The sequence below is a fragment of the Belliella filtrata genome (genome assembly GCF_022549775.1).
GTDB classification, from domain to species: Bacteria; Bacteroidota; Bacteroidia; order Cytophagales; family Cyclobacteriaceae; genus Belliella; species Belliella filtrata.
On record NZ_JAKZGP010000053.1, the window covers coordinates 12,181 to 33,806 of the forward strand.

A 21,626-nucleotide genomic window follows, 5' to 3' on the forward strand; every position below is an offset into this window, starting at 1 on the left:
ATCAGATCAAGGTTTTACAACAATTTTACCCATTTGTCCCCCCATTTTCATCTTATCAAAAGCTTTAACAACATCTTCTATGCCATAAACTTCATCAACGAGAGGCTTGATTTTTTGTTTGCTAACCATAGCAAGCATGGCTTCAAAATCACTATCGCTTCCCATTGTACTTCCAATAAGTCGAATTTGATTCCAAAACACCTTTCTTGCATCTAGCTGGGGAGGATTACCTTTGGTAGCTCCATAAAAAACAATTCTTCCACCAGGCTTGACCACCTTGATCAAGTCTGATAAAGTATCCCCCATGGCACTATCTATAATCAAATCGAACCCTCCTGTCTGCTCCAACGCCTTACTTGTCCATGAAGAATCAGTATAATTAAATATGCCTTTTGCACCGATTCCCACACCCTTTTTCAACTTTTTTTCTGAGCTACTACTTACATAAACTGCTGCTCCCCGTGCAATTGCAAACTGCGCAGCAAACTGAGCCACACCTCCACCAAAACCTGTTACCAACACCTTATCCTCAGCTTTCAATCCTCCTTGAACCATCAACGCCCTATACGCAGTCACTCCTCCCAAAGGTAAAGCGGCTGCTTCTTCCCAGCTCATATGATCGGGTTTATGATGCACCCTGTCCACATTTACCTTGACATAGGATGCTAACGTCCCATGGTCTGGCATACCCAAAATCTTAAAATCTTTCGATTGTGTCAATGGATCATCACCCCAATTCATTGCAGGGTTGATGATAATCTCTTTCCCTAAAATTCCCGAATCCACTTGATCACCAATCTTTTCTACAACTCCAGCACCATCGCTTCCCAAAGTCACTCCATCCTTCAATCCAGGATACAATCCTTGTCTACACCACTCATCTCGGTGATTTAGTGCGGCTGCTTTCACCTTTATCAAGACTTCCTTGGGTCCTAATTTTGGTAATGCTAATTCTTTGACTTCAATCTTTTCTGGAATTGATGTATTCAAGACTACAGCTTTCATATCGAAATTCATTTTATCAAAATTAATAATTGGATAGAAACATCAAGCATTTTTCAAACTAGGTGATCCAAGTTTTGGTTCAATACTCATGTTGATTACAGATAACTTTAGAGAGCTCGGTAGGTTTTCTTATACCTCTACATTTTATCAAAAAAGGCTGTCCCAATTTCTAGAGACAGCCTTTCATTTTCTTATTCTATTTTCTCATTTGCTTATATGCATTGATCAGTCCGTTTGTTGAGGCATCGTGACTTTTGACTTCCTCCTCACCTGGCAATTCAGGTAAAATTGCGTTAGCCAATACTTTCCCCAACTCAACTCCCCATTGATCAAAGCTCAAGATATTCCATATTACCCCCTGGGCAAAAATCTTATGCTCATACATGGCGATCAATTGCCCTAGAGTGTATGGGTTAATTTCTTTTACCAAAATTGAATTGGTAGGCCTATTGCCTTCAAAAACCCTATGAGGAGCTATCTTCTCAATCTCATCAGCTGATTTACCCGATTTCTGCATCTCAGCGTTGACTTCCTCCAGCGATTTTCCATTCATCAAAGCTTCAGTTTGCGCAAAGAAATTAGAAAGCAATTTAACATGGTGATCTCCGATCGGATTATGTGACTTCGCTGGAGCGATAAAATCACACGGGATCAAGTGAGTCCCTTGGTGTATCAGCTGGTAAAAAGCATGCTGGCCATTGGTGCCAGGCTCACCCCATATGATAGGTCCAGTAGGATAGTCTACCTTTTTATTTCCTCTACTTACATATTTTCCGTTTGATTCCATATTTCCTTGCTGAAAATATGCAGCAAACCTGTGAAGGTATTGATCATAGGGCAAAATAGCTTCGGAAGTAGCTCCCAAGAAATTGGTATTCCATATACCTATCAAAGCCAAAATCACAGGAATATTTTCTTCAAAGGAAGCCGACTTGAAGTGCTTATCCATGCTATGCGCCCCTTCCAGTAACTTTTCGAAGTTATCAAATCCTATCATACAGGCAATAGGCAAACCAATGGCAGACCAAAGAGAATATCTACCGCCTACCCAATCCCAGAAGGCAAACATGTTTTTGGTATCGATACCAAATGCTTCAACAGATTTTGCATTGGTAGAAAGTGCTGCAAAATGCTTGGCTACTGCTGCTTCATCTTTGGCATGATCCAAAAACCAACTTCTTGCTGTGTGCGCATTGGTCATGGTTTCCTGTGTGGTAAAAGTCTTGGACGCAATGAAAAACAAGGTAGTCTCTGGATCTACTTTCTTCAATGTCTCTGCGATATGCGTACCATCTACATTGGACACAAAAAATATCTCAAGTTCTGGATGTTGATAAGGTTTCAAGGCTTCTGTCACCATCACTGGACCTAAGTCAGAGCCTCCTATACCTATATTCACCAAAGATTTGATAGGCTTACCTGTGTAGCCAAGCCACTTCCCTTGGTGAATCTGACCTGCGAAAGTTTTCATCTGATCCAACACCGCATTGACATCAGGCATCACATCTGCACCTTCAAACTTCACAGTGGTATTACTCCTATTTCTCAAGGCTGTATGCAAAACAGCCCTGTTTTCAGTCAGGTTTATTTTTTCTCCTGAAAACATCGCTTCAATGGCTGATTTCAAATCAACTTCTTCTGCCAAATCAAACAAGGTTGACATCGTTTCTTCGTTGATTCTATTTTTGGAAAAATCCACCAAGACATCTTCTAACTTCACAGTGAATTTTTCAAACCTATCTTCTGATGATTCAAAAAGTTGCTTGATACTTGTCTCAGCATGGGCTTGCGATAATTGAGCCAATTTCTCCCAAGACTTTGTTTGGGTAGGGTTAATGTTTTTCATTGATTTATTTCGATTTAACAGGTGTATATTTTTAATTTTTAACTTACTTAAAACACCCTGTATTTTACAGGATATGAAAGGTTTACAATCAAACAATTAGCTTACTAATTGTATACATTTTTGAACTTACTGTTCCTAAATTCAAAATCCATGAATTTAGAATTAACCTGAACATTTCAAAGGATTTTTATTGAAAACTACAAATTCAACAACATCATCGCCACACCAAAATAGACGGCAAGACCAATCAAATCATTGGCCGTGGTGATAAATGGTCCAGAGGCAATAGCAGGGTTAATACCAAACCTATTCAGCACTAAAGGAGTCACAGTTCCCATAAATGAAGCCAATAGCACTACACAAAACATGGCTAAACCTATGGTAAACCCAAATATAGCTTCGTGGCCGTAGATGAATTTGACTACCAAAAAGACAAAGGTTCCGAGAACCAACCCATTAAGCAAAGCTATCAAAAAGCCCTTTACAAATCGCTGCCAAGGTGTATCATCAAATACTGATTTTGAAGCTAAGGATTGGACTACCAGGGAAGAAGATTGAATCCCTACATTACCTCCCGTAGCTGCTACTAAAGGAATAAAAGAAGCCAAAGCTAAAACCTGACTTAATCCATCCTCAAAAAATCCGATGATTCTTGCACCCATCAAGCCCCCTATCACGCCTACTAAAAGCCAAGGTAAGCGAGCCTTAGAAATCCTAAAGATAGAATCAGACTCCTCCACGTCAGCAGAAATACCCGTCATGGCCTGCATATCTTCTTCAGACTGCTCATGAATCACATCAAGAATATCATCTACTGTAATCCTTCCCAATAATTTATTTTTTGAATTCACTACCGGGATAGATTCCAAATCATACTTTCTCATGATTTCTGCTACTTCTTCTTCATCTTGATGTGCTTGGACAGAAATCAATTCAGGCTCATAAATATCCGCAATCTTGGTGTCAGAAGCAGCTAAAATGATTTTTTTGAGAGAAACTCTTCCCAAAAGATGCTGCTTATTATCCACTACATAGATAGAGTATATCTTTTCGACCTTTTCGGCTTGCCGCCTTATTTCTTCAATGGTCTGTACTACATTCCAATTTTTGTTTGCCTTGATAAATTCCTTGGCCATCAAACCACCCGCACTGTCTTCATCATAGCGAAGCAAATCTAAGATGTGGGCTGATTTCTCTTTTTCTTGAAGATTGCTGATCACATCTTCACGTTCTCTTACCGTCAGGAGATTTAGGATATCTACCGCATCATCCGAATCCATTTGGTCTATATATACTGCAAGCTCTGTAGCTTCCATTTCATAGATCACCTTGGTCAGAGAATCTTCATCTAGCTCGATCAAAATATCAGCAGCTACTTCAGCTTCAAGCAAGCGCAACACGTAAAGTGCCTCTTGCATATTGAGTTCGTCCAAAAGTGCGGCTATATCTGCTTCATTGACACCTTCGAGAGATTGCTTGATAAAATCATTTTCAGCCATCTCAATGGCCTCTCTCAAGCTTTCAAGGTATTCTTTTGATAATTCAAATAGTCTTATTGGTTCCACGACGATTTAATTTTGTGGGTTAAATAAATAAAATCTTCCACACCCAGTTGTTCGGCTCGCTTATCCAAAATAGGATCTGCCTTAAATTCCTCTGACAGCCCCATGCTTTTCAGCGCATTTCTTAGCGTTTTCCGACGAGTGCTAAATCCCTGTTTTACAGTTCTAAAAAAGAGCTTTTCATCACAATCTAATTTTTCTACTTGATTTCTCCTCAGGCGTATCACACCTGAGTTGACTTTGGGAGGAGGATTAAAAACTCCCGGAGGTACAGTAAAAAGATACTCTATATCATAATATGCTTGTAACAGCACAGAAAGTATGCCATAATCTTTATTCCCTTTTGGAGAAGCAATACGTTCTGCAACTTCTTTTTGTAGCATACATACCACTTCAGTCACCTGATCCTTTTCTTGAAGTACCTTAAAGAAAATCTGAGTAGAAATATTGTAGGGAAAGTTTCCTGCCACAGCATATTTACCTCCCATCACTGGTCTAAAGTCCTCCTTCAAATAATCTCCATCAATGATTCTATCACCCAAGTGAGGATATTTTTGTTGTAAGTAGGCTATGGACTCCTTATCAATATCTACAAGGTAAAGATCCCAATTTTCGACCAATAAAAAATCAGTCAAAACCCCCATACCAGGCCCGATTTCAAGGACTTTATTTACCCCTTGGTGACCTGTTACAGCCTTGGCTATTTTTTCAGCTATGCCCAAGTCCTTGAGAAAATGCTGACCAAGGTGTTTCTTTGGTTTGACCTTTTCCATACGATTACTCTAATTTTTTTGTCTAAATTGCAGTTCCAAAAATAAGACAATAATCATTAAGGTCTAAATTATTTAAAAAACGTTCGGTGGCAAGCTGATCGAATTTATAGTTTATTGTATATAATAAAAGCATAGACAAAACTGATGAATCAGAGAAAACAAAAACCAGTCATTGGAATAAGTATAGGAGATATCAATGGAATTGGTGCTGAAGTCACCATGAAAGCTTTGGCTGACAACAGGCTACAGCGGCTTATTACCCCTGTGATCTATGCCCACGGAAAAGCAATCACATTCTATCGGAAGCAATTAGAAATGGATGATTTTAATTTCATGCAAATCCGATCAATCGATGAAATTCATCACAAAAAAGTAAACCTCATCAATGTAGTCGAAGATAGCCCTGAAGTAATACCAGGCGTAGAGACACAGGAAGCAGGTAAGTTGGCACTTGCTGCCCTCGATCATGCTATCGCAGACCTCAAAGCTTCAAAAATTGACGCCTTGGTCACAGCTCCACTTAATAAAAACAACATCAATTCCGAACAATTAAAATTTGTAGGACATACAGAATACCTTACTGAGGCTTTTGACGTCAAGGAGAGCTTGATGTTCCTTGTGGCTGAAGACCTCAGGGTTGGTGTGGTTACAGGCCATATACCATTGAAAGATGTATCAAAAAACATCACGGCGGAGAACATTAAGAAAAAGATTAACTTGATGCAAAAATCACTCAAAGATGATTTTGGTATACTAAAGCCAAAAATTGCTGTATTGGGGCTAAATCCTCACGCAGGAGAAGATGGCTTATTGGGAAGTGAAGAAATCGAGATAATCACTCCAGCAATTCGCTCATTTAAAGAAAAAGGTGATTTGGTCTTTGGCCCATATTCTGCAGATGGCTTTTTTGGAATGCTTCATCAGAAAAAATTCGATGCTGTATTAGCCATGTATCATGATCAAGGATTGATTCCATTCAAATCCATGGCTTTCGAAACAGGTGTGAATTTCACAGCAGGCCTTCCAATAGTTCGTACCTCACCTGACCACGGCACAGCTTATAATATTGCTGGAAAAAATATTGCAGATGAAGGCTCTATGAAATCAGCAATTTTCCAAGCCTACGATGTTCTCAAAAATAGAGGGAATTGGGAAGATGAGGATGAATAAATGCTGCTTGTGAAAAAACAAAAAATCAAAAAAAACACTGATTTCTAATTCAAAACAATAATATATCAAAATACCGTAAAATTATTTCCAACCAAATTTTATTTTTCTAAATGGAATCTCTAAATTTGCGGTCTTGAAATAAGGAGGGCTAGATGAAATTCTTAAAAAACTATAGTATAGATGTCATCAAACTCAAGGAAGGAAAGCATGAATTCACCTTCCCTGTGGATGGAGAGTTTTTCAGTCACTTCGAAATTCAAGATTTCCTAAAAGATGGAAATTTAAATGCTACTGTAGAAATCAACAAGCTCACTTCTCTAATGGAAGCTAAGTTCCAGATTTCTGGTACTGTCAAACTTATCTGTGATAGAAGTCTTGAGGAGTTTGATCATGAACTCACCACGACCGAAAAGGTCATCTATAAATACGGCCTAGAGGAGGCTGAGATTACAGAAGATGTTTTCATGATCACTCGTGACACGCCAAGCATACAGCTAGCACAATTGATATATGAATTTATTCTACTAGCCTTACCCGCTAAGAAAATTCATCCAGACTACGTAGAAGAAATGGATGATGAAGACTTTGAAGGAGAAGGAGAGTTGGTATATTATGATGATGGAGAGGCTGAAGAAGAGACTGAAAATGAATCTTCAGAAGAAAAACCATCAGAAAAAAATGATCCCCGATGGGACATATTAAAAAAGTTAAAGAAATAAGATTAATCTAAAAATTGTATAGAGATGGCGCATCCTAAACGAAAAATTTCGAAAACCAGAAGAGACAAGAGAAGAACTCATTATAAGTTAACTGCTCCTTCAATGGCTCAATGTCCTACTACAGGAGAATTTCACTTACCTCACAGAGCGTTTTGGCTTGATGGTAAACTGTACTACAAAGGACAGGTTATCATGGAAAAAGAAGTTCTTGCTTAACAAAACACAAACAAAAGGCCTTTTAATTGAAAATCCATCTCAATACTTTGGGATGGATTTTTATTTTTAGCCTCGGTTTTATCCTTAATATTCTCCAAAAGAACGACATAATACTACCCAAAAAGGAAAAATCTTTGGTGGTACAGGACATTTTAAATATTTTTGAAGCCTCAATAAAGCACTTAGAGATCAAAGTTTCTTGAAAATAAACCTTATCTCTTTGTCAGTCAAAGGATTTAGCGCTAAAATGCGCTTTAACTTTTGACTAATTAAATTAAACTTGATGAAAAAAACCAGAGCAGTAATTACCGGAGTTCAAGGCTGGGTACCAGAATACGTACTGACCAATCAAGAACTAGAAACCATGGTGGACACAAATGATGAATGGATTGTGTCTCGTACAGGTATCAAAGAAAGAAGGATTCTCAAAGGAGAAAACCAAGGCACCTCAGTCATCGGATCAGAGGCAGTAAAAGGTCTCTTAAAAAAGACTAACACAGCTCCAGAAGACATTGACTTGATTATATGTGCTACAGTGACTCCAGACATGCCTTTCCCGGCTACTGCCAATATCATCGCAGACAATGTAGGGGCAAAAAACAGTTGGAGTTTTGATGTTTCAGCTGCATGTTCTGGATTTTTATATGCCCTTACTATGGGAAGTCAATTCATAGAAACTGGGATGTACAAAAAAGTGATCATTGTCGGGGCAGATAAGATGTCTTCGATCATTGATTACCAAGACAGAGCCACTTGTATTATTTTTGGTGATGGTGGTGGTGCTGTTCTTTTAGAATCCACAACAGAGGAAGTTGGTATCATGGATAGCATACTCCATGCAGATGGATCAGGAGCACCATTTTTGCACATGAAAGCAGGAGGAAGTAGAAAGCCCGCCACTCATGAATCTGTTGACGCAAGAGAGCATTTCGCTTTCCAAGAAGGCTCGACTGTATTCAAATTCGCTGTAACCAATATGGCTGAGGTTAGTGCCAAAATCATGGAGAAAAATGGTTTGACACCCGACGATGTAGCATGGCTAGTACCTCATCAAGCCAATAAGAGAATCATCGACGCTACTGCAAATAGAATGGGTGTAGGTCCAGAAAAGGTGATGATGAACATAGAAAAATATGGCAACACCACAGCTGGCACTTTGCCACTTTGCCTATGGGACTATGAAAGCCAACTAAAAAAAGGAGACAACATCATTTTAGCAGCTTTTGGTGGTGGATTCACCTGGGGATCTATTTACCTCAAGTGGGGCTATGATTCGAAATAATAAAGAAACAATATAACTAAATAATAATGGCGAGTACTGCAGATTTCAAAAATGGAATGTGCCTGGAATTCAACAATGATATCTATACCATCGTAGAATTTCAGCATGTAAAACCTGGTAAAGGCGCGGCCTTTGTCAGAACCAAGTTAAAGGGTTTGACGAGTGGAAAAGTTCTTGACAAAACTTTCAACTCAGGAGAAAAAGTAACTACCGCTAGAGTAGAAAAAAGACCTCATCAATATTTGTACGCTGATGATATGGGACTTCACTTCATGGATACAGAAACTTTTGAGCAAGTCAGAATAGAAGAAAAGCTCATCGAAAGAGCTAACTTGATGAAAGAAGGTCAAATGGTAGATGTGCTCGTACACGCAGAGACAGAAACTCCTCTAACTGTGGAACTTCCTCCTTTTGTAGAATTGATGATCACTTATACAGAGCCTGGCATCAAAGGCGACACAGCTACCAATGCATTGAAGCCTGCTACAGTCGAAACTGGTGCTACCGTGATGGTTCCGCTTTTTGTAGAGCAAGATATCATGATCAAAGTAGATACGCGTGATGGATCTTACTCTGAAAGAGTAAAATAATTTCTAAAATCTGTGCGATTTAGCTAAATTACACAACATTGTTATTTATTTAACCCAAACAAAACTATAAGCAGCTTAGCTGATTATTGAAACTTTACTAATTATGAAAGCAAAAGAGATACAAGACCTGATAGATTTTATTTCAAACTCTGGATTGGCAGAGGTGAAAATTGAAACTGAAGAATTCAAACTTTCTATTAAGAAAAATTCAGAAGCACAATACATTGCAGCTCCTACACCTGCACCAGCACCTGCACCAGCACCTGCCGCTGCGGCTCCTACTACTCCAGCAGCTCCTGCTGCACCAGCTTCAGAAGATACTTCAAAATATATCGAGATCAAGTCACCAATGATCGGAACTTTCTACAAAACTCCAAACCCTGACTCTCCAGCCTTTGTAAATGTAGGTGATTCTGTAAGCTCAGGACAGACTGTTTGTATTATCGAAGCAATGAAGCTTTTTAATGAAATTGAATCTGAAGTATCTGGAAAAATCGTTAAAATCTTAGTTGAAAATGCGTCTCCAGTAGAATATGATCAGCCATTATTTTTGGTAGATCCAGCAGGTTAATTTCACATTATTTACCAAACCCAAAGATTGTGTTTAAAAAGATACTTATAGCCAATAGAGGAGAGATTGCACTCAGAGTGATCCGTACTTGTAAAGAGATGGGAATCAAGACTGTGGCAGTATACTCCACAGCAGACAAGGATAGCTTACACGTTCGGTTTGCAGATGAGGCAGTCTGTATAGGTCCTGCCCCAAGTAGAGAGTCCTATCTGAACATTCCAAGAATCATCGCTGCAGCAGAAATCACCAATGCAGACGCTATACATCCTGGATATGGATTTTTGTCAGAGAATGCGGAATTTTCCAGAATCTGTGAAGAGTACAAGATCAAATTCATCGGTGCAAGCCCAGAAATGATCAATAAAATGGGCGACAAAGCTACGGCTAAAGCTACCATGAAAGAGGCGGGAGTTCCAACTATTCCAGGTTCTGAAGGACTATTGGAATCCATAGAGCAAGGCATCAAAATAGCCAATGAAATGGGCTACCCTGTTATCCTAAAAGCAACAGCTGGTGGCGGAGGAAGAGGTATGCGTATCGTCAAGCAAGAAAGTGAATTCAAGAAAGCTTGGGATGATGCGCGCCAAGAATCTGGTGCTGCTTTTGGAAATGATGGATTGTACCTAGAGAAATTCGTAGAAGAACCAAGGCATATTGAAATCCAAGTAGTTGGTGACAGCAATGGTAGAGCTTGCCATCTGTCTGAAAGGGATTGTTCTATTCAAAGAAGGCATCAAAAATTAGTAGAAGAAACGCCTTCCCCATTCATTACAGACGAACTCCGAGAAGCTATGGGAAATGCAGCGATCAAAGGAGCAGAAGCTATTGGATATGAAGGAGCGGGTACTATCGAGTTTCTAGTCGATAAGCACAGGAACTTCTACTTCATGGAAATGAATACTAGGATTCAAGTTGAGCACCCTATCACTGAAGAGGTAACGGATTTTGACTTGATCAAAGAACAAATCAAAGTAGCAGCTGGTGAAAAAATTTCAGGTAAAAACTATTATCCAAAGCTCTATGCAATGGAATGTAGAATCAATGCCGAAGATCCCGCTAATGGATTCAGACCTAGTCCTGGAAAAATCGTCAACCTTCACTTGCCAGGTGGGCGTGGTGTAAGGATCGATAGCCATGTATATGCAGGATATGTTATCCCACCAAACTACGATTCCATGATTGCTAAGCTTATCGTGAGTGGTCAATCAAGAGAAGAAGTAATTGTGAGGATGAAGAGGGCTTTAGAAGAGTTTGTGATCGATGGTATCAAAACTACAATACCTTTCCATATTGCGCTTCTAGAAAATGAGCAGTTCAAGCAGGGTGATTTTACCACCAAATTCCTTGAAACATTTGATTTTTCAGTAATCAAAAAATAAGCTGATTTTCAAATTCTTCAAAAAAGACTGCTAAAGCAGTCTTTTTTGATTTAAGCTTGTATTTTACCAATTGAGATTCAATGTCGTTTAGTTTAGACCTGTCAGGTCTTCTCATGATTTAAGCACATACTTTACCATTTGGCAATCATAACATGTACGAATTCCAAACTATATATCAATCCATTGGAGAAGCCAAGATTAAGGAATTAGCACAACTTTTCTATCAAAAAGTAAAAGAGACACCTGCACTTCTGGAACTCTACCCAGAAGATTTGGCTCCAGCAGAGGATCGGCTGTACCTTTTTCTATTACAAGTATTCGGTGGGCCACAGACCTATTCTGAGCAGCGAGGACATCCTATGCTTCGCAAAAGACATTTTCAATGGACTATTGATGGTAGCATGAGAAACACATGGCTAAACTGTATGTTTGCAGCCATGGATCAAATCGAGATGGATCAAAACACAAGAGAAGCCATGATGAAATACTTCGTGCAAGTAGCAAACCATATGGTCAACCAATGAGCTTTTTAAGGACGATTTATACTGCTTACGGCCTGTTGATATTCTGCCTAAGCTTTCTAGCCTTATTTCCACTAATTCTCTTAAGTATTTGGATTCCAGGCATGAGAAAATATGGGAGAAAAATCAATAGATTTTGGGCAAACATTTACTTTTTGCTCATTTTTAAGCCCGTACAGATAGTAGGAAAGCGGCATATCAAAAGCAATCAACCATATATTTTTGTTGCCAATCACTTTTCTTACATTGACATTGCCATGATGGGGTTTGTACCTGGAGATGTGGTCTTTGTAGGTAAAAGTTCATTGGGAAAAATCCCACTATTTGGATACTACTTCAAAAAACTGCACATAGCTGTGAATAGGTCTAGTACTAGAAGCCGTGCGGAAGTTTTGCTAAGGTCAAAAAATGTCTTGGACAACGGGAGTAGCTTGGTGATTTTCCCTGAAGGAGGAATGATCACGAGTAATCCGCCTTACATGAGCCATTTCAAAGATGGTGCATTTACTTTGGCTCTTGAAAAACAAATCCCAATTATTCCTGTCACTTTATCATTTAATCATTTAATTTTACCCGATCAAAAATCCATTCGTCTTCATTTCAAGCGTGGCAAAATGACCTTTCATCCTGCAATCTCCACAGAGGGCTTGGGTAAGGAAAACCTTCAGGAAATCAAAAGGTATTGTTTTGATACCATTCAAGCGCAGTTATTGAAAGACAATGGAGTGAAATAATTAAGAAAATTTTGAGTTATGAAAATTGATACAAATACATTAAAGAAAATTGCACACTTAGCAAGACTTGAATTTGATGAAGCTGGTGCAGAAAAAATGACCCAAGACATGACCCAGATCCTTGATTGGGTAGAGCAACTAAACGAAATCGACACCGAAAATATAGAGCCAATCACCACCATGTCTTCAGAAGTGAATGTATTGCGTGAAGATAAAATAGGCGAGCACTTGACCCATGAAAGTGGACTTAAAAATGCTCCTCAGCGTGATTCTGATTATTTCCGTGTTCCAAAGGTTCTTGAATAATGACCGTAGAAACCAATAGAAAAATATCTAATATCATTTTCAAAGGCCTACCAGGAGCGCTTGCAGCTTTTGGAGGCCTTTTCCTCTTGATACTCTTTTTCCTGGATACATATCATGTTTCAACCATACTGAATGGTTACTTTACAGAACCCATTCATATCCCACTTCAGCTTACGAGGCTTGGTACAGATGTGCTCAGTATAGATGTAGAAAACTATATTGTTTTTCAAAATTTCGAGTCCCTTCCTCAAAACCTCTCCACATTGTATCATAAAGGGTTTGGTGTAATTGGATTATTGCTCCTATCCTTTGGTATTTGTTTGGTCAGTTCATTCCGCAGAATGTATTTCATCGGTGGGGCTGCAAGTATAATTTTCTTGTTAACTTTCTCAGGACTCAGCGGACTCAACTTGGTCAAAATTGGTGGAAACCTGCCATTGATCATTATGATGTGTGCTACTTTGATTCCTATAGGTTTTATTTCCTTTTTCAAAAACCATTGGACATTACCTTCACGGCTATTGCTTATCACACCTATTCATGTGACTGCATTTGTTTTGATTTTATCTTTGTCTCCTATAGAAGAACCTCTCCTTTATGTTTCAGAGCACCTTACCTTGCCTCTAGCGGTAATATCTTGCCTTTTCCTTCTTCATATTGGCCATGCAATCATCTCTGGCAGTACGATATTTTTGCTAAAACTCAATCAAGGTGTCAAACTTAAAATCAGTTGGCACATCTCCATATTGAGCGCACTCTATTTTCTTTTAGTATTATTCACTTTGCTCGACCTGATGGGTGAAGTCAACCTCCCCTTTCCCACCCTTCCACCAATAGTGTTGATGATCATCGCTGGGCTGGCCGGATACTATGTGCTTCAATATAAATTGGACCAAACCGAACAAGTATTTGACAGTCCAATTGTGGGACAATCATGCTATCTGATCGGTTTTGCAATATGTACATTGGTTTGGTCAAAGGGGATTTTTACAGAAAATCAAGCTTTGATAGATTTTCTAAATCACACCTTTTTGTACGGACAGATAGCTTTGAGTCTACTGTTTTTCGGATACTTAATGACCAACTTTTCTAGTATCCTCAACCAAGGAGATGCCCTAGAAAAAGTACTTTTTAAGCCACAGTTTTTTGCATACTTCCATATGAGAGTAGGTGCTACCATGACCTTAGTAATACTTACAATTTTTGCCAATGGTGTCATTTTCACTCAACTTTCAAGTGCCTCCTCAGTTTTGAGTGCAGATTACTACTACTTGACAGAGAGACCACAGCATGCCCGCATTCTTTATGAAAACTCATGGGATCAATACCACAGAAATGATCGGTCAAAAAACATGACTGCTCATCTTTATTTTATGGAAAACCAGCCCTCATTGGCTTTTAGACACTTAGAAGAAAGCTTTGATTTTTCACCAAATGTCCTGAACATCATCCTACACGCCAATAAGCTTCATCAAACCAATAAAGTTGTTGAGGCAATATTTTATATGGAAAGAGGGCTGGAAATCTATCCAGGAAATGAATTTTTGACAAATAACCTTGCATTGCTTTACGCAAAAACGAATAAAACTAATGATGCCATAGCGATATTAAACAGTCTAAATACTCCCTCCTCTGTGACTGAAGCAAACCTCCTTGCTTTATCTATCAGACACCACATAGATTTAGAAAAAGAATTTGTGGAGATAAATGATCCAGTTCAAAGTATAAACCTTCTTGCCAAGCAAAACAAGCAAGGAAACTATGCTGATTTTACAATTGACTTTCAATCGGTGCCGAATATAGAATTTGTAAAAGCTGCTGCAATTAGAAACCAATGGAGTAATCATACAAACAATTCTTTAGAAACAGACATCAGCTATATCGACAGCTTGATTTCAATAGCACAAACTGGTCAAACTGAAAGAAACCTTCTGGGCTCTAGGATCATCAGGTCTGTGCAAGAAGGTCAAATCAATGAGGCGTTAAAGTACTTATCAGGCGCTGTGATTACTTATCCTAATCATACAGAAGCGTTTCAATATTTTGCAGCAGACATATTGATCAGTCAGCTAGATATAGAAAAAGCAGCCAAAGAACTGGCCCTTGTAGTAGCTGTGCAAAGTCAAAAATTGAAACCACACCACCTAGCAGTCTTGTACTTTGGAGATCGTGCTGAGGCAGCCTTCGCTTATGCTGAAAGGTTTGGTATTTCTTTCCCACAATGGATGAAATTCAATGAAAATGATGAGTTGATCAAAAATGATCAAGTTACATTTTTTCAAATCATAAGCAAATTTCATCAAAAAACAGGGCATCAACTTTTAGCAGACATTGGAAAACTACAATCTACAACTTTACAAACAGATTTGGTTTATTACATGATGCTACATAAGGCTCATTGGTTCAATGCTGAAGATCTAGGACTTTTGAAGCCATTGTTGACCCAGTCTCAAAATGCTATCTGGACTGAGGAAGAATTTGATAGCTATGTTGGGTATTTTGAAAGTCAAAAGTCCAATGTACTACCAGCGAATATCGAAAAACTAATCAAGCCAGCATTTTCACCCAAAAGAAATGCATACCTCACTCCTTTGCTACTCGATCACGTAAGCAAAATTGACGATTCTCTTCTTAGGTATGAGACGCTTCAGGAGGCTATTCAACACAATAAAGACCCCAAACTTTGGTTGGCATATGTAGCAGAAAGTAGGGCTATAGGTTTAGGAAACTATGCTACAAAAGCATTAGAAGAATTGTCAAGTTGGATGGAAAAAGATGAATTTGAAAAATTATTAATGGAAAACCCATAACTTATCAAACCGTTTATCAAAAGCATTTTCCGAATTACATACTTTTGATTAATTTGTGAGCATAAATCTTTATTGACATAAATCAGGCTGCACAAAATATCTCGTGTAGATTTAGGCAGCGTGAGATTAGAAAGGTATATCAAGTCAGGTCAATTCGAAATTAGACATTGGTACTGAATGATCAATTAAAATAAGAACAGATGAAAAAAATCATTGAAACATCCGACATCAAGAAAATCTACAAAATGGGATCCGAAGAAGTTAGAGCTTTGAAGTCCGTTTCAATATCCGTCAATAAAGGAGAATATGTAGCCTTCATGGGTCCTTCTGGGTCAGGAAAATCTACTCTGATGAATATTATAGGCTGTTTGGACACCCCAACAGCTGGTACTTACATTTTAAATGAAAAAGATGTCAGTGATATGTCAGAAAATGAACTTGCTGAAATCAGAAATAAAGAAATTGGTTTCGTTTTCCAGACATTCAACCTACTTCCTAGAGCCTCATGCTTGGAAAATGTTGCTTTACCTTTGATCTATGCGGGATATAATAAATCTGACAGAGAAGAGAAAGCTTTTCAGGCGCTCAAAAATGTTGGCTTGGCTGATCGTGTACATCACAGACCCAATGAGCTCTCTGGAGGTCAGAGACAAAGGGTAGCCATTGCTAGAGCCTTGGTCAATGATCCAAGTATTATCCTAGCAGATGAGCCTACAGGTAACCTAGACACCAAAACCTCTTACAGTATCATGGAGCTATTTCATGAACTACACCAAAAAGGGAACACGATTATCATGGTAACGCATGAAGATGATATAGCTCATTATGCGCACAGGGTAATTCGACTTAGAGATGGCCTAGTCGAGACAGACGAGATCAACCCTAATCCTACACGTGCCCAAGTTGTTCAAATAGAAGAATAATTTATCCTTATTGTCCAAATAGAATGTTATTTTTGTGCTTTCAAAGCGAAGCAGTTAGGATTGTAGAATAAGGGGATATATGAAAATATACACGAAAACTGGAGACAAAGGGACGACTTCTCTACTTGGAGGCAAAAGAGTTCCTAAAGGTCACCCAAAAATAGATGCTTACGGTACAGTTGATGAATTGAATGCATTCATAGGTCTTCTTAGGGATCAAGATGTCAATAAGCAGAGAATTGATATCCTGAAGGAGATTCAAGATAGGCTTTTTACAATCGGTGCAACTTTAGCAACCGAAGTTGGTAAAACCAATGTAAAAAGACCAGACATCCATGAAGAAGATTTGGTAATCTTAGAGCGTGAGATCGACAACATGGAGGCAAATTTACCACCATTGAGACATTTCATCCTTCCCGGTGGGCATCAAGCGGTTTCGTTTTGCCATGTAGCTCGCACAGTATGCAGAAGGACAGAACGTGCAGTAATAGACTTGATGGAAATCGAGCCAGTAGATGAAATTTTAGTAAAATATTTAAATAGACTTTCTGACTACCTTTTTGTGCTGGGACGATTGATGGCAATCGAACTTGACGTAGAAGAAGTAATTTGGAACCCTAGAGCATAAACAGATGAATACGACCTTAACAATAGATATCAATAAGACTTCCAATTCAAAAATAGCAGCGACTAATTTTGATGATTTGAAATTTGGACAAACTATCAGTGACCACATGTTTGTGGCAGAGTATGAGAATGGTTCTTGGGGAAATTTCAGAATAGAGCCTTACGCCCCTCTTCAACTTAATCCTGCCAATGCTACGCTTCATTATGGTCAGTCTGTTTTTGAAGGTATGAAAGCTTACAAAAATACAGCTGGTGAAGTATTGATCTTTAGAGCAGATGCCAATCAACAAAGATTGAATGAGTCAGCTAGGAGAATGTGTATTCCTGAGGTTCCAGAAGAGATTTTCATGGAAGGTTTGAAAACTTTGATACAAGTAGATGCAGACTGGATTCCAAATAAACCAGGTTATTCACTTTACATCAGACCATTTGTTTTTGCAACTGATGATTACCTTGGTATTAGACCGTCCGAAAAGTACAAGTTTATCATTTTCACCTGTCCTGTTGGTAACTACTACGCCAAGCCTGTATCAGTAAAAGTAGAATCAAAATATACCAGAGCCGCAGAAGGTGGAACAGGCTCTGCCAAAGCAGCCGGAAACTACGCAGGCTCTCTTTATCCAGCACTTCTTGCTCAAAAAGAAGGATTTGATCAGTTACTCTGGACAGACGGTAAATCACATCAGCATATTGAAGAAAGTGGTACAATGAATGTGATGTTTATCATTAACGACACCCTTATCACTGCACCTACCACCACAGGAACTATTCTCAAAGGTATCACAAGAGACTCTGTACTGACCTTAGCTAGAGAGATGGGCGTCAAAGTGGAAGAAAGATTTCTTCGAGTAACAGAATTAGAAGATGCTTTGGTGTCGGGTACTTTGAAAGAAGCTTTTGGAACGGGTACAGCCGCAACCATAGCGCACATCGCCAAAATTCATGTAAATGGCAATGATTATGAATTACCAGAAATAGATCAATCCGCATTCAGCAATCAAGTTTTGGATAAATTAGATCAAATCAAATACGGTAAGACAGAAGACAATCACGGCTGGATCATTAAGCTTTGAGCCTTATCTCCATTATAAGTCCTGTCTGGTTTCAAAATTAAGAACCTGACAGGACTTTTTTATAGTATTCAAATTTTAAGCTAAATTCAACACATCGGAACAGCTTTCCGTTACGTTAAATCTCTATGCAGTTTCCTTTCAGGTTAATTCTTTTGTCAGCATTTCTCCTTTGTATCTCCTTTGAGGGCTTTGGTCAGAAATTCATATTGCTTCAAAAAGGAAACAATCAAAAGACTCGCCTGAAATATGAAATAGGTGAACCTTTTACTTATCAGACCAAAAACAATGCGTATTACATCACCGATGTAATCAAGGACATAGAGAAAGACATCATCATCCTATCAGAAAACATCCTAAGGCCTGAAGAAATCACTTCTGTCTATATCAAAGACAAAGACCCGAGAAATCATACCCTAAGAAACCTCTCCAAGTTGAGTTATGGAGCAGGCGTACTATGGCTTACTACCAATCTGGTAAACAATCTCTATCAAGAAAGTAATTGGCAAGTAGACCAAGGTGCTTTGATAGGCACAGGTATACTTCTGGGTACAGGATTTGGGCTTTCGAAGATTCGCTACACGCACTTCAAGCAACAAGGTAGGAAGAAGGTGAAATTGATCATTCTATACGATGATGAAACTTAAAATAGGTTAAGAGCTATAATTTTCCGAGTTTTGCACCTCAAAAATAAATAAATCAAATTATGACATCAGACCAGTTGAAAGACTTGAAAGCCCGAGTATCGGCTTTGAGGAGGTATCTTTGACTACGATCGTAAGAAAGTAGAAATAGAAGATCTAGAGGCAGTATCAGCCCAGGCGGATTTCTGGAATAATCCCGAAGAAGCCGAAAAAACAATGAAAGTAATTCAAGGCAAGAAATCCTGGACCAACTCCTATGAGAAGATCGAAACAGGAATTCAAGATTTGGATGTGCTTTATGAGTTCTACGCGATGGGCGAAGTACCAGAGGAAGAACTCAAATCAGAATACAGCCGAGTACTTCAAGAAGTTGAAGATCTTGAGCTTAAAAAAATGCTAAGCAGCGAAGAGGATCAACTCAGCGCTCTTATGGAAATCAACCCAGGAGCAGGCGGTACGGAAAGTAATGATTGGGCTTCGATATTGATGCGTATGTACATCATGTGGGGTGAAAAAAATGGCTATAAAGTACGTGAAGTTGACCTACAGGAAGGTGAAGTAGCAGGTATCAAATCAGTAACTTTGGAATTCGATGGGCCACTTGCATATGGATTTTTGAAATCTGAAATCGGTGTACACCGATTGGTGAGAATTTCTCCCTTTGATAGTAGTGGTAGAAGACACACCTCTTTTGCTTCTGTATATGTGTATCCTGTGATTGATGATACGATAGAAATCGATATCAACCCAGCAGATGTAGAACTCCATACCTCAAGATCAGGAGGAGCTGGAGGACAGAATGTAAACAAGGTAGAGACAAAAGTACAGCTAACGCACAAGCCTACTGGAATTGTGGTGGTCTGTCAAATAGAGAGGTCCCAACTCGCCAATAGAGAAAAGGCAATGCAGATGCTAAAATCGAGACTCTATCAAATGGAAATGGAAAAGCGTAATGCAGAGCGAGCCAAAATCGAATCTACCAAGATGAAGATTGACTTTGGTTCTCAGATCAGAAACTATGTGCTTCATCCTTACAAGCTTGTCAAAGATGCAAGGACAGCACATGAGACTTCAGATGCTCAAGCTGTTTTGGATGGTGGATTGAATGACTTTATCAAAGCCTATCTTCTTGCTCAAAACGAAGAAGAAGCTAGCCAAGATTAATTCAAAATCATACAAAGCCTCTTAGGAAAAACACCTAAGGGGCTTTCTCTTTCACGCATTAGTTAAGACCTAATCGATTTACTTTACTTTTTGAAACAAATACTTTGAGACATCCCTTTGAATCACAGTATCAAGTTCAACTCCTTTTCTCCAAGAAAAGTAAGTATACCAAGATCAAGCCTAAAAAGGTCACAAAAATGACCATAAAGAATCAATCCATGCAGCGTTCACGCATACTCCCAACATTCTTCACGCTTAATTTTTTTATTCTATGTATCAGTTCATTCTTGTTTTTCGCCAGCTTCAACATGATCATTCCAGAACTCCCCGCATATCTAAGTTCTCTTGGAGGAGAAGATTATAAAGGGTTGATCATTTCACTTTTCACCTTAACAGCTGGGCTATCCAGGCCATTCAGTGGAAAGTTAGCCGACAAGATTGGTAGGATTCCCGTGATGGTTTTCGGTGCTACAGTATGCTTCATCGTAAGTTTACTATATCCTTTGATCAGTTCGGTGGCTGGTTTTCTATTACTAAGGTTTGTCCATGGTTTTTCCACAGGCTTCACTCCTACTGGGACATCGGCTTTCGTCGCAGACATCGTCCCTTTCAACAAACGAGGCGAAGCCATGGGTATACAGTCTCTTTTTGGCTCATTGGGAATGGCTGCAGGCCCAGCCTTGGGAGGGCTTATAGCAGCTAATTACGGTATCAATCCTCTATTTTATACTTCTGCTGCTACTGCAATTGCCTCGATATTAATTATCCTAAGGCTAAAGGAAACCGTACTTGAAAGGGAAAAACTTAACTTCAATCACTTTAAACTGAAGAAGCATGAGATTATCGAAAAGCGCGTTTGGATGCCTTCCTCTGTATTGTTTCTAGCAGTGTTTTCTTTTGGAATAGTACTAACCATTATCCCTGATTACTCCACGTTTTTGGGGATAAAAAATAAGGGCTTGTTCTTTGCTGTGTTCACACTTTCCTCCTTGGGCATAAGAGTAATAGCAGGAAAAGCCTCTGACAGATACGGTAGAATTCCTGTACTAAAAGTATCCACCCTTTCCATGGCCATAGCCATGCTTATGATCGCATTGTCAAGCACCAGCACCCATTTACTTCTTGCGGGAGTTGTATTTGGTGCTTCCGTAGGCATGAACTCCCCTACCATTTCGGCATGGACGATAGACTTATCACTTGATCAATTCCGCGGGAGGGCTTTGGCCACGATGTACATAGCGCTTGAGGCAGGCATAGGTATAGGTGCTATTTCATCTGGCTTTCTCTTTGGCAACAACACATCCAATTTCCCAATAGTCTTTCTTTCTGGTGCCCTGAGCGCTTTATTGGCATTTATACTTCTCATGTTTATTTCAAAACGACATGCAAGCATGGGAAATGATGAGCAAAATTACCGAGAAAAATAAACAGGAAAGGTGATAAGTTTTTCGAACTAATTGTAGATATTAATCGATGTACTTTTTTAACTTCAAAATAGGGCATAGAATTGAGAATGTTCTGGAGTTGAAGTGCTGATAAACAGAAATTAAGTATACCGTAATAATCCGAAAAAATCAAATCGGGTAGGCAGCAATTCCGATTTTAAATAATTGAAGTAGTTTGATCAATTTGCTTTAGAAAATAGACATAGGATTCCCATGACCCTGTTTCCAGGGAATTCTTTTTTTTAATTAAACCAGTTTTTGTGTTTTTG

The 21,626-nt window shown here is 38.9% G+C and carries 21 protein-coding genes; 17 read left to right on the forward strand and 4 right to left on the reverse strand.

Annotated elements, in window-relative coordinates:
* Window positions 1-6 precede the first annotated feature (6 nt).
* From MM239_RS16410 to rsmA, 4 genes are all read right to left on the reverse strand, one after another.
* The gene (locus MM239_RS16410) at window positions 7-1,005 is read right to left on the reverse strand and encodes a zinc-binding dehydrogenase (protein WP_241349340.1); all 999 of its coding nucleotides are present in this window, start codon (window positions 1,003-1,005) and stop codon (window positions 7-9) included.
* 196 nt (window positions 1,006-1,201) lie between these two features.
* Window positions 1,202-2,851, reverse strand: coding sequence for a glucose-6-phosphate isomerase (gene pgi, locus MM239_RS16415; RefSeq protein WP_241349341.1), 1,650 nt, complete (start codon window positions 2,849-2,851; stop codon window positions 1,202-1,204).
* Window positions 2,852-3,048: 197 nt separating this feature from the next.
* Entirely contained in the window at window positions 3,049-4,416 is a 1,368-nt protein-coding gene (gene mgtE, locus MM239_RS16420; protein WP_241349342.1) for a magnesium transporter, read from the reverse strand.
* Window positions 4,404-5,186 (reverse strand): 16S rRNA (adenine(1518)-N(6)/adenine(1519)-N(6))-dimethyltransferase RsmA, encoded by a 783-nt coding sequence (gene rsmA, locus MM239_RS16425; RefSeq protein ID WP_241349343.1) that lies wholly within the window; start codon window positions 5,184-5,186, stop codon window positions 4,404-4,406. The genes mgtE and rsmA overlap by 13 nt, the downstream gene beginning before the upstream one ends.
* A gap of 144 nt (window positions 5,187-5,330) precedes the next feature.
* Between rsmA and pdxA the strand changes: the two genes are divergently transcribed.
* From pdxA to MM239_RS16510, 17 genes are all read left to right on the forward strand, one after another.
* A complete protein-coding gene (pdxA, locus tag MM239_RS16430) occupies window positions 5,331-6,356 on the forward strand; it encodes a 4-hydroxythreonine-4-phosphate dehydrogenase PdxA (protein WP_241349344.1) in 1,026 nt (341 codons plus the stop codon).
* A gap of 152 nt (window positions 6,357-6,508) precedes the next feature.
* Window positions 6,509-7,075, forward strand: coding sequence for a YceD family protein (locus tag MM239_RS16435; protein WP_241349345.1), 567 nt, complete (start codon window positions 6,509-6,511; stop codon window positions 7,073-7,075).
* A gap of 24 nt (window positions 7,076-7,099) precedes the next feature.
* Window positions 7,100-7,291 carry a 50S ribosomal protein L32 gene (rpmF, locus tag MM239_RS16440; RefSeq protein WP_241349346.1) on the forward strand — a complete coding sequence of 64 codons (192 nt, stop codon included), beginning with the start codon at window positions 7,100-7,102 and terminating at the stop codon, window positions 7,289-7,291.
* A gap of 283 nt (window positions 7,292-7,574) precedes the next feature.
* The gene (locus tag MM239_RS16445; protein WP_241349347.1) at window positions 7,575-8,573 is read left to right on the forward strand and encodes a beta-ketoacyl-ACP synthase III; all 999 of its coding nucleotides are present in this window, start codon (window positions 7,575-7,577) and stop codon (window positions 8,571-8,573) included.
* A gap of 26 nt (window positions 8,574-8,599) precedes the next feature.
* On the forward strand, window positions 8,600-9,163 hold the full coding sequence (gene efp / locus MM239_RS16450; protein WP_241349348.1) for an elongation factor P: 564 nt from the start codon (window positions 8,600-8,602) through the stop codon (window positions 9,161-9,163).
* Between the two features lie 103 nt (window positions 9,164-9,266).
* Window positions 9,267-9,734 carry an acetyl-CoA carboxylase biotin carboxyl carrier protein gene (gene accB / locus MM239_RS16455; protein ID WP_241349349.1) on the forward strand — a complete coding sequence of 156 codons (468 nt, stop codon included), beginning with the start codon at window positions 9,267-9,269 and terminating at the stop codon, window positions 9,732-9,734.
* A 29-nt stretch (window positions 9,735-9,763) separates the two neighbouring features.
* Window positions 9,764-11,113 carry an acetyl-CoA carboxylase biotin carboxylase subunit gene (gene accC / locus MM239_RS16460; protein WP_241349350.1) on the forward strand — a complete coding sequence of 450 codons (1,350 nt, stop codon included), beginning with the start codon at window positions 9,764-9,766 and terminating at the stop codon, window positions 11,111-11,113.
* A gap of 152 nt (window positions 11,114-11,265) precedes the next feature.
* Complete coding sequence (locus MM239_RS16465) at window positions 11,266-11,637, forward strand: globin domain-containing protein (protein WP_241349351.1); 372 nt, start codon at window positions 11,266-11,268, stop codon at window positions 11,635-11,637.
* Complete coding sequence (locus tag MM239_RS16470; protein ID WP_241349352.1) at window positions 11,634-12,368, forward strand: lysophospholipid acyltransferase family protein; 735 nt, start codon at window positions 11,634-11,636, stop codon at window positions 12,366-12,368. Before MM239_RS16465 ends, MM239_RS16470 begins: the two co-directional genes overlap by 4 nt.
* An 18-nt stretch (window positions 12,369-12,386) precedes the next feature.
* Window positions 12,387-12,674, forward strand: coding sequence for an Asp-tRNA(Asn)/Glu-tRNA(Gln) amidotransferase subunit GatC (gene gatC, locus MM239_RS16475; protein ID WP_241349353.1), 288 nt, complete (start codon window positions 12,387-12,389; stop codon window positions 12,672-12,674).
* Window positions 12,674-15,484 carry a tetratricopeptide repeat protein gene (locus MM239_RS16480; RefSeq protein WP_241349354.1) on the forward strand — a complete coding sequence of 937 codons (2,811 nt, stop codon included), beginning with the start codon at window positions 12,674-12,676 and terminating at the stop codon, window positions 15,482-15,484. The genes gatC and MM239_RS16480 overlap by 1 nt, the downstream gene beginning before the upstream one ends.
* A gap of 200 nt (window positions 15,485-15,684) precedes the next feature.
* Window positions 15,685-16,407: an ABC transporter ATP-binding protein gene (locus MM239_RS16485; protein WP_262918692.1), complete on the forward strand. Its 723-nt coding sequence runs from the start codon at window positions 15,685-15,687 to the stop codon at window positions 16,405-16,407.
* A gap of 79 nt (window positions 16,408-16,486) precedes the next feature.
* Entirely contained in the window at window positions 16,487-17,035 is a 549-nt protein-coding gene (locus MM239_RS16490; RefSeq protein ID WP_241349355.1) for a cob(I)yrinic acid a,c-diamide adenosyltransferase, read from the forward strand.
* A gap of 4 nt (window positions 17,036-17,039) precedes the next feature.
* Window positions 17,040-18,107: a branched-chain amino acid aminotransferase gene (locus tag MM239_RS16495; protein WP_241349356.1), complete on the forward strand. Its 1,068-nt coding sequence runs from the start codon at window positions 17,040-17,042 to the stop codon at window positions 18,105-18,107.
* Window positions 18,108-18,232: 125 nt separating this feature from the next.
* A complete protein-coding gene (locus MM239_RS16500) occupies window positions 18,233-18,751 on the forward strand; it encodes a hypothetical protein (RefSeq protein WP_241349357.1) in 519 nt (172 codons plus the stop codon).
* Between the two features lie 59 nt (window positions 18,752-18,810).
* Window positions 18,811-19,912, forward strand: a protein-coding gene (gene prfB, locus MM239_RS16505; RefSeq protein ID WP_241349358.1) for a peptide chain release factor 2 whose coding sequence is annotated in 2 segments (ribosomal slippage) — window positions 18,811-18,870 and window positions 18,872-19,912 — 1,101 coding nt in all. Because the reading frame shifts where the segments join, the coding sequence is not laid out codon by codon here.
* Between the two features lie 197 nt (window positions 19,913-20,109).
* On the forward strand, window positions 20,110-21,339 hold the full coding sequence (locus MM239_RS16510) for an MFS transporter (RefSeq protein ID WP_241349359.1): 1,230 nt from the start codon (window positions 20,110-20,112) through the stop codon (window positions 21,337-21,339).
* The last annotated feature ends 287 nt before the right edge of the window (window positions 21,340-21,626 follow it).